18 protein-coding genes are annotated in these 18,175 nt (G+C 26.6%); 3 read left to right on the top strand and 15 right to left on the bottom strand.

Annotated features, from left to right (window positions below):
• Window positions 1-40 precede the first annotated feature (40 nt).
• Window positions 41-325, top strand: coding sequence for a transposase family protein (locus tag AAHJ00_RS02455; protein WP_342224232.1), 285 nt, complete (start codon window positions 41-43; stop codon window positions 323-325).
• Entirely contained in the window at window positions 310-696 is a 387-nt protein-coding gene (locus AAHJ00_RS02450) for a transposase family protein (protein ID WP_342224601.1), read from the top strand. The genes AAHJ00_RS02455 and AAHJ00_RS02450 overlap by 16 nt, the downstream gene beginning before the upstream one ends.
• 178 nt (window positions 697-874) lie before the next feature.
• Here AAHJ00_RS02450 and AAHJ00_RS02445 read toward each other — a convergent pair whose 3' ends face one another.
• The 5 genes from AAHJ00_RS02445 to AAHJ00_RS02425 form a co-directional block, all read right to left on the bottom strand.
• Entirely contained in the window at window positions 875-1,285 is a 411-nt protein-coding gene (locus AAHJ00_RS02445; protein WP_342224392.1) for a hypothetical protein, read from the bottom strand.
• Between the two features lie 23 nt (window positions 1,286-1,308).
• Window positions 1,309-2,916, bottom strand: coding sequence for a formate--tetrahydrofolate ligase (locus tag AAHJ00_RS02440; RefSeq protein ID WP_342224391.1), 1,608 nt, complete (start codon window positions 2,914-2,916; stop codon window positions 1,309-1,311).
• A 337-nt stretch (window positions 2,917-3,253) separates the two neighbouring features.
• Window positions 3,254-4,204 (bottom strand): IS30 family transposase, encoded by a 951-nt coding sequence (locus tag AAHJ00_RS02435; RefSeq protein ID WP_342224390.1) that lies wholly within the window; start codon window positions 4,202-4,204, stop codon window positions 3,254-3,256.
• An 89-nt stretch (window positions 4,205-4,293) separates the two neighbouring features.
• Window positions 4,294-4,782 carry a hypothetical protein gene (locus AAHJ00_RS02430; RefSeq protein WP_342224389.1) on the bottom strand — a complete coding sequence of 163 codons (489 nt, stop codon included), beginning with the start codon at window positions 4,780-4,782 and terminating at the stop codon, window positions 4,294-4,296.
• Between the two features lie 123 nt (window positions 4,783-4,905).
• A complete protein-coding gene (locus tag AAHJ00_RS02425; RefSeq protein ID WP_342224600.1) occupies window positions 4,906-5,271 on the bottom strand; it encodes a transposase family protein in 366 nt (121 codons plus the stop codon).
• Between the two features lie 587 nt (window positions 5,272-5,858).
• Here AAHJ00_RS02425 and AAHJ00_RS02420 point away from each other — a divergent pair.
• Window positions 5,859-6,809, top strand: coding sequence for an IS30 family transposase (locus tag AAHJ00_RS02420; RefSeq protein ID WP_342223478.1), 951 nt, complete (start codon window positions 5,859-5,861; stop codon window positions 6,807-6,809).
• 60 nt (window positions 6,810-6,869) lie between these two features.
• Here AAHJ00_RS02420 and AAHJ00_RS02415 read toward each other — a convergent pair.
• The 10 genes from AAHJ00_RS02415 to AAHJ00_RS02375 form a co-directional block, all read right to left on the bottom strand.
• A protein-coding gene (locus tag AAHJ00_RS02415; protein ID WP_342223477.1) for an IS5 family transposase occupies window positions 6,870-7,693 on the bottom strand; the annotation gives its coding sequence in 2 pieces (ribosomal slippage) (window positions 6,870-7,297 and window positions 7,297-7,693; 825 coding nt in all).
• Window positions 7,694-7,879: 186 nt separating this feature from the next.
• The gene (locus AAHJ00_RS02410) at window positions 7,880-9,601 is read right to left on the bottom strand and encodes an AbgT family transporter (protein WP_342224388.1); all 1,722 of its coding nucleotides are present in this window, start codon (window positions 9,599-9,601) and stop codon (window positions 7,880-7,882) included.
• A gap of 125 nt (window positions 9,602-9,726) precedes the next feature.
• A complete protein-coding gene (locus AAHJ00_RS02405; RefSeq protein WP_342224387.1) occupies window positions 9,727-10,131 on the bottom strand; it encodes a hypothetical protein in 405 nt (134 codons plus the stop codon).
• 270 nt (window positions 10,132-10,401) lie between these two features.
• On the bottom strand, window positions 10,402-10,587 hold the full coding sequence (locus AAHJ00_RS07900) for a hypothetical protein (protein WP_425288883.1): 186 nt from the start codon (window positions 10,585-10,587) through the stop codon (window positions 10,402-10,404).
• A complete protein-coding gene (locus AAHJ00_RS02400; RefSeq protein WP_342224386.1) occupies window positions 10,560-10,961 on the bottom strand; it encodes a hypothetical protein in 402 nt (133 codons plus the stop codon). The genes AAHJ00_RS07900 and AAHJ00_RS02400 overlap by 28 nt, the downstream gene beginning before the upstream one ends.
• 196 nt (window positions 10,962-11,157) lie before the next feature.
• Window positions 11,158-12,285, bottom strand: coding sequence for a molecular chaperone DnaJ (gene dnaJ / locus AAHJ00_RS02395; RefSeq protein ID WP_342224385.1), 1,128 nt, complete (start codon window positions 12,283-12,285; stop codon window positions 11,158-11,160).
• Between the two features lie 64 nt (window positions 12,286-12,349).
• Window positions 12,350-14,188 carry a molecular chaperone DnaK gene (dnaK, locus tag AAHJ00_RS02390; RefSeq protein ID WP_342224384.1) on the bottom strand — a complete coding sequence of 613 codons (1,839 nt, stop codon included), beginning with the start codon at window positions 14,186-14,188 and terminating at the stop codon, window positions 12,350-12,352.
• 1 nt (window position 14,189) lies between these two features.
• Window positions 14,190-14,798: a nucleotide exchange factor GrpE gene (locus AAHJ00_RS02385; RefSeq protein ID WP_342224383.1), complete on the bottom strand. Its 609-nt coding sequence runs from the start codon at window positions 14,796-14,798 to the stop codon at window positions 14,190-14,192.
• Between the two features lie 21 nt (window positions 14,799-14,819).
• On the bottom strand, window positions 14,820-15,842 hold the full coding sequence (gene hrcA / locus AAHJ00_RS02380; protein ID WP_342224382.1) for a heat-inducible transcriptional repressor HrcA: 1,023 nt from the start codon (window positions 15,840-15,842) through the stop codon (window positions 14,820-14,822).
• A gap of 81 nt (window positions 15,843-15,923) precedes the next feature.
• Window positions 15,924-18,062, bottom strand: coding sequence for an ATP-dependent Clp protease ATP-binding subunit (locus tag AAHJ00_RS02375; protein WP_342224381.1), 2,139 nt, complete (start codon window positions 18,060-18,062; stop codon window positions 15,924-15,926).
• Between the last annotated feature and the right edge of the window lie 113 nt (window positions 18,063-18,175).

Genomic DNA, 18,175 nt, shown 5'->3' with positions numbered 1-18,175 from the left:
TGGTAAAAATAATAAATTATCATTAGAAAATAGATTATTGATGACTTTATCATATTGACGAGAATATCGTACTTATTTTCATCTTGGTAAAAGTTTTGATATTAGTGAAGCTAGTTGTTATCGAAATATCAAGTGAATTGAAGATATTTTAATCAAACATCCTGATTTTCAACAACTTGCTGGTAAAAAAGCATTAATAAATGATTATTTTAATGATAAAACAATTATTATTGATGCTACAGAAACACCCATTCAACGCCCAAAAAAAGACAAAAACAATCTTATTCAGGAAAAAAGAAAAAACACACTATTAAAACACAAGTAATTATTGAAAAAGAAAGCAAAATAATTATTGCAACAAATTTTTCTCTCGGTAAAAAGCATGATTTTTGTTTATTTAAAGAATCAAAAATCCCAATTTTAAAAAATACTAAATTAATAGTTGATAATGGTTATCAAGGAATACAAAAAATTCATAGTAATGTTCTAATACCTAAGAAAAAAACAAAGAAAAACCCTTTAAATAAAGAACAAAAACATAATAATAAATTAATTTCAAAAATGAGAATTATTATTGAAAATATTTTTGCTATTCTTAAAAAATTTAAAATTATTACTGAAAAATATCGTAATCGTAGAAAACGATTTAGTTTAAGATTTAATTTAATTGCTTCAATTTATAATTTGCAATTATAGATAACATAAAATATTTATTTAAAATTAAATTTAAATAATAAAATAATTTTTTGTTGTGTCAAAATTTACACATTTAATAAAATCCATAAGTATTAACCTAATAAAAGTTAGAAATTACTATATAGTATTTTTTATTTACAAATAATTTGTAATTATTTTAATAAGTAATGCAAGAAGTCTAATTAACTTCATCATTATCGTTTCAAATATTGTTTATTGCTTCTAAAGTATTAAACTCAAAATATGATCCAATTGTTTCCAATCCTTCTTTTATTTTAGTGGCATTGTTAGATACTTTGCGAGTCAAAATATTATCTCACTTGCTTAAAAATATTTTATCATTACTATCTAACTTAGTTTTATGATTTTCTTTTAAAATATCTGTAAATCATCCAGAGATATCATCGTTAGGTTGCATAATTAAGTTAATAAAATCAATATTCCGGTCAAAAGAAACTTTTTCTCGTTGTAAGATTTCAAAATAATTATGAGAATAAATTTCATTAATTTTATGATTATTAATCGCTTGATAAAAACTATTTCCTAATGTAATAACGGATATTAAACATCCACTTACTATTTTTCGCATAGTTAGTATCCTTTCATTTAATATTAATTCATATTAATGATTTCATTATTAACAACATCAATATTATATGCTTGTGGACTCTTACTTAATCCTGGCATTGTAATAATATCTCCTGTACTAATAATAATAAAATCTGCGCCACTATTTACTTTTAAATTACGAACAGTAATATCAAAATTTTTTGGAGCTCCTAAAATTTTAGGATTATCAGTTAAAGATACTGGGGTTTTAGCAAAACATATTGGTAATTGAGCATAAGAACTATTTTCTAATTGTTGTAACTTTTCTTCTGCTTGTGGTGTATAAATAACATTATTTCCTTGATAAATCTTTTGAACAACAGTTAAAATTTTTTCTCGTAGCGAATAATTACTGTCATAAATAGGAAGATATTGTTGTTCTGGTTTATTTAATTGTTCAAGAACTACTTTTGCTAATGCTATTGCACCAACTCCACCGTCTTTAACTGCAGTTGATATTGCTACTGGTATATTTTGACTTTCACATCATTGTAATAACATTGCAATTTCTTCATCACTATCATCTGGTCAACGATTAATACAAACAACCAACTTACGGTTAAAGGTTTTAACAATATTTATATGACGAGATAAATTAGCAATTCCTGTTTGCAATCTTTCTAATTCATTAGGGTTATTACTATCTGTTATACCATGAAGTTTTAAAGCCTTAATTGTTGATACAATAACAACAATATCTGGTATAATGTCTGTTTTTCTTGCTTTAATATTCATAAATTTTTCTAATCCTAAATCAGCACCAAACCCAGCTTCAGTAATAACAAAATCACTTAATTTTAATGCTAAATCAGTAGCAATAACAGAATTACAACCGTGAGCAATATTAGCAAACGGACCACAATGAATTAATGCCGGAACACCTTCTAATGATTGAACAAGATTAGGGTTTAAAGCATCTTTTAAAATCGCTAAAATTGAACCAACAATTTGTAAATCAGCAATCGTAATTTCTTTTCCCGTATTACTGTAAGCAACTACTGTTCTTTTTAATCGGACTTTTAAGTCCTCAAAGTCTTTAGCTAAAGCCATAATTGCCATAATATCACTAGCAGTAGTAATTTGAAATTGTTCTTTTCTTTTAATAGTTTTTGAGATTGTAACTTCAACATTACGAAGTGAACGGTCATTAAGGTCTAAACATCGTTTTCAAATAATGTTATTAATATCAATATCAAGACTATTACCTTGAAAAATATAATTATCAATAATTGCACTAACTAAATTATTAGCCGTAGTAATAGCATGAAAATCACCAGTAAAATGTAAATTAATATTATCTTTAGGTTCAATAATACTTAATCCTCCACCAATGGCACCACCTTTAATTCCAAAAATTGGACCTAAACTAGGTTCTCGTAATGCTAGACAAACACTCTGATTTAATTGTTTAAGGCCTTGTGCTAAACCAATACTCATTGTTGTTTTTCCTTCTCCAGATGGTGTTGGATTAGTACTAGTAAATAGGATTAATTTCCCTTTACGGCGTTGATTAATATTTTGAAATTTAATTTTTGCCATTGATGAACCATAAGCAATTAAATCATCATCTTTAATTCCTAAATCATTAGCAACCAATTTAATATTTTTCATTGTTAATCTCCTCTTTTCTCGAATTCAAATAAATTCTATTTAAATATTCATACTTTCATAAAATATAAGCATAATATCATGATTATTAATAATCATACACTAGAAAGAATAAAATAGATTATTTTTCGTCTTCTTTGTTCTTTCTTAATTGGTCGAAATCCAAAATGTTGTCGACAAAAACTATTTTGATAAGGATCATAGTATGTTCAAGGCAATAAAAATACTGGCGTAATAGATAAAAAACATAATCATTTAATAGTAACAATTAAACCAATTAATATTTTTCGCTTATAACTAGCATTTTTATTTTAACGCCAAATTGTAAAGTTAAGTGCAACTAAATTATTTTTCTAACCAAATATTCGATTGGTGAAAAATAATTTAGTATTTTTCTTGGTCTTTGGTTTAAAGACAATATAAATTTATGAACTGCATTTTTAGTAGTATTTGAAAAATTAAATTTTTTAGGAAATTTTTCTCTAATTAAACCATTAGTATTTTCATTAGTACCTCTTTGTCAAGGCGAATACGCATTAGCAAAATAAATTTTCACATTTAAATTTTTTTCAAGTTGTTGTCAATTAGAAAATTCTTTACCCCTATCAAATGTTATAGTCTTAACAAGATTATTTGGAAAAATTGATAAATAATGGCTAATGTTTTCGTTAACAACTTTAGTAGTTCTATTTTCAACTAACATTGCTAAAGTAAATCTTGATGTTCTTTCAACTAAAGTTATTAAACATGATTTACTTTTACCTCGTGATGATACTACAGTATCACCTTCTCAATGACCAACAGTTATACGATTATTAACATTAATATTTCGTTCTTTAATTGATTTACCATTAAATTTACCGCGATTTTCTTGAGATTTTCGTTTCTTACCTTTTCTTCTTAAATTTTTATTAGTAACTTTTTCAAGTAATCCAGAATAAATTCAATTGTAAATTGTTTTAAAACTAATAATTCATTCTTTATGAAAATTTTTAATTCTGCCATAAATTTGTTCAGGCGATCAACCTAATAGTAATTTTTGTTGTACATATTTTACTAATTCTCTATTTTTAAACTTATGAAAATAAACATGTGATTGTTTTCTGTTTTCTGCTTTATTTTGTGCAATTAATGAAAAATAATGATTACTATCTTTATTTCTATTGACTTCTCGAATAATAGTACTAATACTTCGATTAAGATTTTTAGCTATTTCACTAATTTTTACTTTAAACTTCAATTGATTCTCAATATAAATTCTTTCATATATGCCAAGATGTTTGTAACCCATATAAAAACTCCTTGCTTTGTTTTTTCTAAAATAAACTTAGCATCATGAAATTTTTATATGAGATTTTTTGCAATTTTATTTACTTGCACTTACAAGTATAATTCAGCAAACACCTTATCGCGTTGATACATAACTGATTTTTTATTGTTATTATGTGATAAACTTCAACTATCTAAATACCTTGTTGCTTGAACACAATTTCTTGCTAATTTATTAAGCATATAAAAATACATTAGACTTGGTACATAACCTTTAATTTTATCTACTATTTTGATAATATTATTTCCTAGGTGAAGTACAAATGTTAGATAAATACAAAGACGAAAATGAATTTTATAGTTTGGTAGGTACAAAATGTTATAGTTATGTACCAAGTCTATTGATTGATCAATATTTAAATTTATTGGTGTATTTTCTAAATATGTTCTAATAGTTGAAATATTTTCAATAGCAATTAATTGTTGTAAAAAATTAAAAATTTCCTTTTGGTTTTGTTGAGTATAATTAATATTTAATGCTTTAATCCGATAATTAATCATATTAATAATATTATCTAATTGCTTTTTTCCAATTATCATTTTTTGAACTTCATTATTAATGTATTGTATTTCTTGAGCAAAGATTAGTGATTCGTTATATTCTGAACTACATTGTGTTAACAAAGCGACTGTTTTTTCATAAAACTTGGTACATAACTATAACTAGCTTAATTCAAAACTATATATTCCTGAAATTAAGTTAAATCGTAATCCAAATCTTCTAATCTTATTGCGATAACGATAAACTAGTATTTTAAATCTTTTTAATCTAGCAAAAACATGTTCAATGGCAATTCTAACTTTACTTAAAAAGCTATTATATTCCTTTTTATCTGGATTTAAAGGATTATTTTTACTCTTTTTAATTGGCAATAATGTATTTTTATGAACATTTTGCAAACCTTGATATCCTGAATCAACAATTAATTCTAATTTTGGATTTATAAGTGTATTTGATTTTAAAAATAACTTATAATCATGAATACTGCCATAACAAAAATCTACTGAAATAATTTTATTGTTAAATAAATCAATAATTATTTGCGATTTTAATGAATGTTGCCTTTTCTTACCAGAAAATAATAATTTTAGTTTTTTTTAATTCTTTCAATTGGAATTTCTGTAGCATCAATTGCTAATAAATTATTATTAGTACCCTTATTTTCCAATAATATCTTTTTGCCAGCCTTTTACTATACCTTTCAATTTTTAATCGGTTTTGCCATTTTTCTAATGATTTTAAGAATTTTTGTATAATAGACTTGGTACATAACTATAACATTTTGCACCTACCAAACTATAAAATTCATTTTCGTCTTTGTATTTATCTAACATTTGTACTTCACCTAGGAAATAATATTAGACTTCTTGCATTACTTATTAAAATAATTACAAATTATTTGTAAATAAAAAATACTATATAGTAATTTCTAACTTTTATTAGGTTAATACTTATGGATTTTATTAAATGTGTAAATTTTGACACAACAAAAAATTATTTTATTATTTGCTGAATTATACTTGTAAGTGCAAGTAAATAAAATTGCAAAAAATCTCATATAAAAATTTCATGATGCTAAGTTTATTTTAGAAAAAACAAAGCAAGGAGTTTTTATATGGGTTACAAACATCTTGGCATATATGAAAGAATTTATATTGAGAATCAATTGAAGTTTAAAGTAAAAATTAGTGAAATAGCTAAAAATCTTAATCGAAGTATTAGTACTATTATTCGAGAAGTCAATAGAAATAAAGATAGTAATCATTATTTTTCATTAATTGCACAAAATAAAGCAGAAAACAGAAAACAATCACATGTTTATTTTCATAAGTTTAAAAATAGAGAATTAGTAAAATATGTACAACAAAAATTACTATTAGGTTGATCGCCTGAACAAATTTATGGCAGAATTAAAAATTTTCATAAAGAATGAATTATTAGTTTTAAAACAATTTACAATTGAATTTATTCTGGATTACTTGAAAAAGTTACTAATAAAAATTTAAGAAGAAAAGGTAAGAAACGAAAATCTCAAGAAAATCGCGGTAAATTTAATGGTAAATCAATTAAAGAACGAAATATTAATGTTAATAATCGTATAACTGTTGGTCATTGAGAAGGTGATACTGTAGTATCATCACGAGGTAAAAGTAAATCATGTTTAATAACTTTAGTTGAAAGAACATCAAGATTTACTTTAGCAATGTTAGTTGAAAATAGAACTACTAAAGTTGTTAACGAAAACATTAGCCATTATTTATCAATTCTTCCAAATAATCTTGTTAAGACTATAACATTTGATAGGGGTAAAGAATTTTCTAATTGACAACAACTTGAAAAAAATTTAAATGTGAAAATTTATTTTGCTAATGCGTATTCGCCTTGACAAAGAGGTACTAATGAAAATACTAATGGTTTAATTAGAGAAAAATTTCCTAAAAAATTTAATTTTTCAAATACTACTAAAAATGCAGTTCATAAATTTATATTGTCTTTAAACCAAAGACCAAGAAAAATACTAAATTATCTTTCACCAATCGAATATTTGGTTAGAAAAATAATTTAGTTGCACTTAACTTTACAATTTGGCATTTAAATTTAATTTTAAATAAATATTTTATGTTATCTATAATTGCAAATTATAAATTGAAGCAATTAAATTAAATCTTAAACTAAATCGTTTTCTACGATTACGATATTTTTCAGTAATAATTTTAAATTTTTTAAGAATAGCAAAAATATTTTCAATAATAATTCTCATTTTTGAAATTAATTTATTATTATGTTTTTGTTCTTTATTTAAAGGGTTTTTCTTTGTTTTTTTCTTAGGTATTAGAACATTACTATGAATTTTTTGTATTCCTTGATAACCATTATCAACTATTAATTTAGTATTTTTTAAAATTGGGATTTTTGATTCTTTAAATAAACAAAAATCATGCTTTTTACCGAGAGAAAAATTTGTTGCAATAATTATTTTGCTTTCTTTTTCAATAATTACTTGTGTTTTAATAGTGTGTTTTTTCTTTTTTCCTGAATAAGATTGTTTTTGTCTTTTTTTGGGCGTTGAATGGGTGTTTCTGTAGCATCAATAATAATTGTTTTATCATTAAAATAATCATTTATTAATGCTTTTTTACCAGCAAGTTGTTGAAAATCAGGATGTTTGATTAAAATATCTTCAATTCACTTGATATTTCGATAACAACTAGCTTCACTAATATCAAAACTTTTACCAAGATGAAAATAAGTACGATATTCTCGTCAATATGATAAAGTCATCAATAATCTATTTTCTAATGATAATTTATTATTTTTACCACCTCTTTTAAACTTTTTTAACTCAGCTTCTTTTAAAATATTTAACATTTTATTAAAAGTACTTTGCTTTATTCCAGTTAATCGTAATAATTCTTTATCATTAATAAAATTAAATTTATCAAATTTCATAATCTTAAATTCCTTATAATTTCTATTTTAAATATATTTTATAGGAATTTTGTTTAATAAATAAGTAATGCAAGAAGTCTATTATCAAAATAGTAGATAAAATTAAAGGTTATGTACCAAGTCTAATGATTAATTACAAATATCTGCTTAGTTGTTACCATCTTCAATTTTTATTTTAATAGCATATTACAGTGATGACTGCACAGTATAAATTAAATTTCTTGGTAATATAATTGATTTAACTATATTATCACTAGTAACAATATCAATATAAAATGGACCTTCAACACCAACAGGAAGTCCAGTAACACTTCAAAGAAAAAAAATAATTGTTCCCATTAATAAGAAAGACAGTGAATATGGAAACATGATTGACATCATTGAACCAATTTCAAATTTCTCTTTTTGTTTTGGCTGAATTCATTCTTTTGCTCATATAATTATTAAAGGAAAATACGGCATTAGTGGTGAAATCATATTTGTTGAAGCATCACCAATACGATAAGCAGCAATCGCAGCCGCTGGATGAATTTGCGACTTTAATAAAGCCATTACAAATATTGAACCTAAAATCCCTCATTTAACAGACATTGAACCAATAAATAAATTAATAATTGTTACGATTAAAATAAATACAAATAAAGTTAATGTTGTATTATTAAAGTTAATTGCGGAACCAATATAATATCCTAAAGCAATATCAATTCCTGATTGTGCAAAACCAGCAATAAACTGTGTCATAACTAAAAATAAAATTAAACTTGGAGCAGTTTTTTTAAATCCAATAACCAAAGCATTAACAATATCATCTTTATTTTTAAATGTCTTGGCAGCAAAACCATAAGTTATTCCAATACCTAAAAATAAAAACCCAATAATTAATACTAAGTGTGTCGTTAATTGATAGTCTTTCGGTTCTAATTTTTTATTAGGAGTAATATTAGTAATATTTTTAATAAAACCATTAAATGGTGCTTGGGGAATAAAAGTCATTAATAATATTCCAATAATATAAATAATCACAAATCCTAAAACAAATCACATTGCTTTTCGCTGTTGATCATCTAAATGAAAATTTTTATTAACTTGCAAATCATCTCTTTTTGCAATTGGATAATGAGCAATAATTCTTTTATCAACAACTTTTTCAGTAATAAATCAACCAATTAATGTAAACACAAATAAAAGTAATAATGTAAAATAATAAGTTGATAATGGATTTACTTGATAAGAAGAACCTTCGCCTAAAAAATCATTTGTTAATGAAGCCATTATAAACTCAACGCTTCCTGGAATAAGTGATGTTGTAAATCCACCAGCAACACCAGCAAATACTGCCGCCATTCCTGTTAAAGGATGTCTACCAACACGATAATATAATGTGCCTGCCAAGGGAATTAAAATTAAATAACCAGCATCAGCAGCTAATGATGAAATACATCCTAGAAAAATGCAAGCCGGAGTTAAAATTACTTTTGGTAAACTAGAACCAACTTTTCTTAAAGAAACATCAATAAATCCTGATTTATCAGCCACACCAACAAATACTGTTGTTAACAATACAATTCCCGTTGTTGCTAAACCCATAAAATTACTAATAAAGTTTTTTAATCATCATACAATGCCATCACGACCAATAAGATTAAAAAACTTTAGTTGATATTTATCAACTACTTGCTGGGTATTACGGTCATAAAATTTTTCTAAAACAACACCATCAGGTAAAACATAACTTAATATTAATGATACTAACATTAAAATAATAATCAAATAAATAAATAAATAAAATGGTTTTGGTAATTTATTTCCTAATCATTCAATACCATTTAATGATTTATTAATTCCTTTATTAACACCATTACTAACTTTTTTTCAAGTTCTTTGCCGCCTATTAATATTTTCTTCCATAAATAAAATCTCCGTTTCTATATACTATCCAAAGCGATAATTGCTTGAATATAAATTTTCAATATGCTTTTTTTAAATCTGAAATTAAAACTTGCTCATTATATTGATGTTCAGTTGAAGTATTACTATCAAAAATAGCCCCAAAAGCAACACAATTTTCCATACTCCGAGCAAGTCCCACCACCAATTGCTAACGGCTGCGACATATCATTAGTTGCTTGCTGATAAACATTTAATAATTTTTTAACAATTAATGAGTTTTTATCAAAAAATAATTTTTCTTTTAAATCAACTTGCTCAATTACTAAATTATATGGTGCTAATGAAGCTTCTAATTTCTTTAAAATTACATTAACATCTATATGAATGGGAATTCTAAAATCACAACCAATAAAACCAACATTAAGAGTTAATTTGCCTGATTCATCTTCAATATTAGTAAAAATATTAATAGCATCGGGGTCTAATCTTAATTGTTGTGCAATTCACATGACTATTTTACTATCATTATTAATTGTTGCTAATGCCATTACTAATTGTAATCCGGCATTTATTCCCTCTTGTGGTTTTGAACCATGAACAACTTTTCCTAAAACAATAACTTTATTATCTTGTTTTTTATATAAAAACTTATTTTGTTCTAATACCGTAATTAATGTTTCTAATTGTGAACCACGATATTCTGCTTGATCACAAGTAACATTATAAGCTACACCACCATTTATTGTAAAATCTTGTTGCGGATTTTTTTCAATAATTTTTAAATTTAAAATCGTTTTTTCAGCATAGACAAGCGGAAATTAACCATCCGGAGTATATGCAAATTTTGGTTTTTCTTCATTATTCATATAATGCTTAATAGCATCTCATGTTGTTTCTTCAGTAATGCCAAAAATTAACCGAATTCTTTTCTGAGGAATAAAACCTTCATCAACTAAATACTTTAAAGCAAATAAATTTATAATGGCCGGCCCTTTATCATCAATAACTCCCCGACCATAAAGAATACCATCTTTAATAGTTGGTTCAAAAGGAGGAAATTCTCATTTTGATAAATCACCCCGGGGGGAAAAACAACATCAAGATGACATAAAATCCCAATTAATTCTTTAATTAATTCTTTACCAGCACCAAACTCAATATATCCATAACGATTTTGTATTCCTAATTTAGTTTTAAAACCAAGTTTTTTGCCTAAATCAATAACATCCTCTAATACTTGATGAACATTTTTTCCATAAGGATATTGTTCATTAACTTCACCATTACTAAATGAAGGTACTTTAATTATTGCTTTAATTTCTTCCAAAGAAGTTTGAAACAAATTATTAAACCGCTGTTCATTAATATCTGATTCCATTTTTTCTTTACCCTTTCTTTAAAATAGTAATAGTAATACTTTGATTTTAACATATTTGTCATATTTTATAAAATCAGATAGTAAACTAGGTTTTATTTTCAAAATTTGAAAATAAAACCATATTGTAAATAAATTTAATACTAATATTTATTACCACAAATATAAAAAAATATCGTTGATTAACGATATTTTTTAACTATTTAAATTTTTTAATAAATTCATTGTTAGGATTAAAATCTAATTCATCACTTAACTGTTGTAAAACCTTTTCTTGTTGTTTTGAAATATGTTTTGGAAAAGCAATTTCTATTTTAACAAAAATATCACCGCGTTTTTTGCTATTTAAAGGATGATAACTTCCCATTTTAGGAATTGTAAAAACAGCATTATTTTTAGTTTTAGGAGGAATTTTAAATTCCACTGTTTTCTCAAATGTTGGAACTTTAATAATTGCTCCTAACATTGCATCAACAAAAGATATCGGAATCGTAATTAATAAATCTAAATCATCACGCTGAAAAAATGCATGCTTTTGAACTTCAATTTCAATATAAACATCACCACGAGATTGTCCTTTAAGCCCATAATGACCCTTTTCCTGAACACGCACTTTTTGTCCAGAAAAAATTCCTTTCGGGACATCAAGACTAATGGTTTCTTGTTTAGTAATAAACTTTTTACCTTTACATTGTAAACATTTATTTTTAATAATTTCACCAATTCCGTGACAAGAATGACAAGGTCTTTCTTGTCTAATAATTCCTAACATTGTTCTTTGCTCAGTAACTTCAATCCCCCGACCATTACAATTTGAACATTTTACAACATCTCCTGCTGTTTTAGCACCTGTTTGATGACATTCATCACAAGGAAAATTAACATTAACTTTAAACTGAATCGTTGTTCCCAAAATTGCATCTTTTAAACTAATAGTTTCGCGATAAAAGATATCTTCACCCTTATGTGATTGTGAATGCCGTTGTCGCGTTCTTTGACCACCACCAAAAATATCGCCAAAAAAATCACCAAAAACACTACCAATATCACCAAACATATCTTCAAAATTACCAAAACCTTGACCACCACTAAACATATTTGGGTCAGCACTGCCATATTGATCATACATTTGTCGTTTTTGAGAATCAGACAATACTTCATACGCTTCATTAATTTCTTGAATTTTAGCTTCAGCATCACTTTGTTTATAAACATCAGGATGATATTGCTTAGCTAACTTACGATAAGCTCGTTTAATATCATCATTGCTCGCATTACGCGATAAACCTAATATTTTATAAAAGTCTCGCTTGTTTTTAGTGCTCATTTTTAACCCTACCTTGCTCATAAAATAATTCTTACTACACATTGTAGTAAGAATCATTCCTAATTTACTTCTTCTCATCACTAGATTCAACACCAGAATCATTAGATTCAGCATCAATAACATCATCTTTTTTATCATTATTTTCTTGTTCATTAATTTCTGGAGCTTCAGAATTAGCTTGTTGTTGCATAAACTGTGCTACTTGCATCATCATTTGTTCCAAGTCAGTCATTTTTTTCTCTAAACCAACATAATCTTCTTCTTTAATCAGTTTTTCAATTTCTGCTTTCATATCATTCATCGCTGTTTTTTGTTCTTCAGTCACTTTTTCTTTGCCTTCTTCAATTCCTCGTTCAATATCATGTAAATAAGTTTGGGATTTATTTACTAACTCAACATTTTTGCGACGAGCTTCATCAGCTTCTTTATTAGCTTCTGCTTCTTCAACCATTCTTTTAATATCTGCTTCACTTAAACCTTCATCAGATTTAATTGTAATTGATTGTTCTTTATTATTTTTCAAGTCTTTAGCTTTAACCGCAACAATACCATTAACATCAATTGAAAATGTTACTTCAATTTGTGGTACTCCTCTTGGTGCCTTATCAATTCCTGATAATTGAAAACGACCTAAAGTCTTATTATCATTAGCCATTGGTCTTTCACCTTGTAAAACATGAATATCCACAGCCGGTTGATTATCATCAGCAGTAGAAAATACTTGTGACTTTGATGTTGGAATTGTTGTATTTCTTGGAATTAAAGGTGTCATTACACCACCTAAAGTTTCAATTCCTAATGACAATGGGGTTACATCTAGCAATAAAATATCTTTAACATCACCAGCAATAATTCCACCTTGAATAGCAGCTCCTAAAGCAACAACTTCATCAGGATTAATACTACGATTAGGTTCTTTCCCTAATATTTTTTTAACTGCTTCTTGAACAGCTGGAATTCTTGTTGAACCACCCACTAATAAAACTTGATCTAAATCACTAGCTTTTAATTTGGCATCATTTAATGCATTTTCAACAGGCTTTAAAGTTCGTTCAACTAATAATCTTGTCATTTTATCAAATTCTGCTCGTGTTAAGGTTTTTTGTAAATGTACTGGTCCTGATTCATTAGCTGAAATAAATGATAATAAAATTGTTGTTTGTAAATTACCAGATAATTCTTTTTTAGCTTGTTCTGAAGCTTCTTTTACTCTTTGCATTGCCAATTTATCTTTTGATAAATCAATACCAGTTTCTTTTTTAAAGTCAGCAACTAATCAATCAGTAATTATTTGATCAAAATCATCACCACCTAATTTATTATCACCTGATGTTGCTAACACTTGAAAAACACCATCAGCTAATTCCAAAATTGAAACATCAAAAGTTCCGCCTCCTAAATCATAAACTAATATTTTTTGCTCTTTATTAACTTTATCAATACCATATGCTAACGCCGCTGCTGTTGGTTCATTAATAATTCGTTCAACTTCAAAACCAGCAATTTTACCAGCATTTTCTGTTGCTTGTCTTTGCGCATTATTAAAATATGCTGGAACCGTAATTACTGCTTTAATAATTTTTTCACCAAGTTTCTTTTCTGAAAAATCACGCACATAACTTAAAATTTTTGCCGAAATTTCTTCTGGTGTATAGTTCTTACCATTAATATTAATTTTTTCCTCAGTTCCCATTTTACTTTTAATTGAAAAAATAGTATTAATATTCGCTACTGCTTGGTGTTTTGCACTATTTCCAACAAGAATTTCTTCATTTTTAAATGCTACTACCGATGGTACCGTTCTGGCTCCATCTGGAGTTTCAATTACTCTTGGTTCAGCACCATCCATAAATGCCACACAAGAATTTGTTGTCCCTAAATCTATTCCAATAATTTTTGCCATTTTATTTTTCCTCTTTTATTTCCATATTTTCTTGATTTTCTTCATTATTATTAATCATCTTTTCCTTTGCTACCTGTACGGTGACAACTCGTAAAACCCGATTATATAAATGATATCCTTTTTGTAAAATTTTAATAATTTCATTTGGTTGATATTTATCACTTTCAACTTGTTCAATTGCATAATGCAAATGACTATTAAACATATCACCAACTTTAACATCAATCTCAGTAACACCTTCATTAGTTAAAATTACTTTTAATTGATTAATCATCATTTCAAAACCTTGAAGAAAATTTTTAACATCAGCACCAACATTTTTTACATTTAATGCTCGTTCAAAATTATCCATAATTGGTAATAATTGCACAATCATTGCTTGCGAACGATACTTTCTAACTTCTTTAAGGTCATTATCGTATTGTTTTCTTGCATTATCTCAATCAGCTAAAGCACGAATTTTATCATTCTCAGTTGTTTCTAATAACATTTTTAAATTTGTAATTTCTAATTGTAATTTGGTAATATCATCATCAATAATATCATCCGTTGTTCCACTAACATCAGTTAAATTTTGATTATCAAGTTCTTTTTGTTTATCATTATTCATAATATCTCTTATCCCTTTCTCTTAAAAACTCTCTTCAATTTTGCGTGATATTCAATCTAATAATTCTGACATCTTATCATAATCAATCCGCTTAGGACCAATTACTGCTAACTGCCCAATTTGCTTATTACCAGTATGATAATCAGTACTAATAACAGCAATATCATCTGTTTGTTTTCCTAGTTCATTGCCAATAAGAATATGAATATTTTCTTGATTATATTCTTGCTGTTCTTTTTCTGTTTTTATAAACTGTTTTCAAGGCGAATAATCTTCAATAAATCGGACAATTTCTTTAATTTTATTAACATCATTAAATTCAGGATTATCTAACATATATTGAAGACCATGTGTTGAATGTTCACGCTTTTTAAAACTAACTAAAGTATTAATAAATGACTGTAAAATATATTCATGTTTCAAAACTTGTTTTTCCAATATTGGTTGTAAAGCTTGCATTTTTTCTTTAATATCTTCTAATTTTGTACCAATTAAACGACTATTAAATAATTCAATCGCTAAAACTAAATCTTGCAAGGTGACATCTTTAATATTAAAAGTCTTATTAACAACATGTCCCTTTTCACTAATAAAAATTGCAACTGCATTTTCTTCACTAATAGGTACTAATTCAATTTTTTTCAAACAATCTTCTTGCGAATTAGAACCAATAACTACTGTAATCAAATTAGTCATCGCACTTAATATTTCAGCTGTTTGTTCAATAATATCTTCAATTGCTAACTGTCGATTAGCAAAAATATTTTCTAATTGTTGCTTAATAACATTATCACCATTACGAACATCCATTAAATTATCAACATAATAGCGATAACCAAGTGATGCTGGTATCCGACCACTAGAAACATGAGTTTTTTCTAATAATCCTGTCTCTTCTAAAAACGCACACTCACTACGAATTGTCGCTGAAGAATAAGGTAACTTATACTTTTCAATTAAGATTTTACTTGATACTGGTTGCGCACTTTGAATATATTCATCAATAATAAACTTCAATATTTCTTTTTGTCTTATCGTTAACATAATTTCATTCCTACTTTTAGCACTTAATCTTGTTTACTGCCAATAATAAAATTATATAACAATTACTAGAAAAATCAATCATTAATTTAACTTTTCCTTACTAGTAATGATAATTTTATCATTCTTAACAGTTAATGAATAAATGCGATTTTCTTTAATATTGTCTTCAATAATTGACTTAGCAAGTAAATTTTCAATATGCTTTTGAATATATCGCTTAATTGGCCGGGCACCAAATTGCTGATCATAACCTTCTTCAAGAATTTTTTCTTTAACCTTATTATCAAAAACTAATTTAATATCTTTAGTCATTTCTAAACGTTTATTCAATAATGCTAACTCTTTATCAATAATTTCTTTAATAATCTTTTCCGATAATGAATTAAAAATAACAATTTCATCAATCCGATTAACTAATTCCGGACGAAATGTTGTTTTTAATTTTTGCATTACCAATGCTTTGCTGTCTTCTCTTGGCGACAATAAAAATTCCGAACCAAGATTTGAAGTCATAATAATAATCGTATTTTTAAAATCAATTATTTTACCATGCCGGTCACTAACTATTCCTTCATCTAAAATTTGTAATAAGATATTAAAAATATCACTATGTGCCTTTTCAATCTCATCAAATAAAATAATACTATATGGATTTCTGCGAACTTTTTCTGTTAATTGTCCGCCTTGCAAATAACCCACATAACCTGGAGGGGCCCCAAGCAAATTACTTACCGAATGTTTTTCCATATATTCTGACATATCTAGCCTAATAATATTTTTTTCTGAACCAAATAAATATTCTCCAAGAGCACGAGCTACTTCAGTTTTTCCAACTCCAGTAGGACCTAAAAAAATAAATGAACCAATCGGTCGATTTGGATCTTTAATCCCACTTCTTGCTCTAATAATTGCATCACTTACTAAGTGTAAAACTTCATCTTGACCTTTAACTCTAATTCGCAAATGCTTACTCAAATTAAGTAACTTATGTTTTTCACTTTCAACGAGACGACTAACAGGAATCCCCGTCCATCTTTCAACAATATTAGCAACATCTTGTTCAGTAACATCTTCTTTTAATAATGCATTAATTTTTGTTTTATTAGTAATCTCATCCAATTTCTTTTCTAATTTTGGTAATAAACCATATTGAATTTCACCAGCACGGTTAAAGTTACCTTTTAATTGTGTTTGTTCCAATTCTGTTTTTAATTGTTCTACCTGTAATCTGGTATTTTTAATTTCATCTAATTGTGTTTTTTCTTCATTCCAAACTAATTCTAAAGAATTTTCTTTCACTTTCAATTTTTCTAATTCTGCAATTAATTCATCTAACCGTTGTTTTGACTTATGATCCTTTTCCTTTAATAAAGCCGCCTTTTCAATTTCCAATTGCATTACTTTTCGCTTCACATCATCAAGCGGAGCAGGAATTGAACCAATTTCTGTTTTAATGTTTGCGCATGCTTCATCAATTAAATCAATTGCTTTATCAGGTAAAAATCGATCACTAATATATTTATTAGCTAAATTAGCGGCAGCAACAATAGCATTATCATGAATTCGCACACCATGATACGATTCATAACGATCTTTTAAACCGCGTAAAATTGAAATTGTTTCATCAACAGTTGGTTCTTTAATAAGAACTCTTTGAAATCTTCGTTCTAAAGCACCATCTTTTTCAATATATTCGCGATATTCATCTAATGTTGTTGCTCCCACACATCGCAATTCGCCACGAGCTAACATTGGCTTTAAAATATTTGAAGCATCAATTGCTCCCTGAGTTTTACCCATTCCCACAATTAAATGCAATTCATCAATAAACAAAATAATTTCTCCAGCTGAGGCTTTAACTTTGTTAATAACTGCCTTTAATCGCTCTTCAAATTCACCTTGAAATTTAGCACCGGCAATTATTGATGACATATCCAGTTCATAAATAATTTTATTTTTTAAATTACTAGGAACATCACCCTTAACAATTCTTTGTGCTAATCCTTCAATAATAGCTGTTTTACCAACTCCAGGCTCACCAATAAGTACTGGATTATTTTTTTGTTTTCGCGATAAAATTTCAATAATTCGTCGCGTTTCATCATCACGACCAATTATTGGATCAGTTTTGCCTTCAATATGCATCTCATTTAAATTACGAGCAAATTTTTCCAAAATCTTAGGATCATTGTTGTAATTAGGTATTTCATTAATTTGCATATTTATCAAACCTCCCCATTTATTTTAGCAGTCTACATGCTAGAATGCTGATAAAATAATTATAGTATATTATTTTGGCAGTGTCAATAGTAAATTGCTAATTTTTGTAAATC

Origin of the sequence: Spiroplasma endosymbiont of Asaphidion curtum (assembly GCF_964031085.1) — a bacterium.
In the GTDB taxonomy this organism is placed as follows: domain Bacteria; phylum Bacillota_I; class Bacilli_A; order Mycoplasmatales; family Nriv7; genus Nriv7.
The sequence above is the reverse complement of the archived record's forward strand: the minus strand, read 5'-3'. Positions and strand labels throughout refer to the sequence as shown.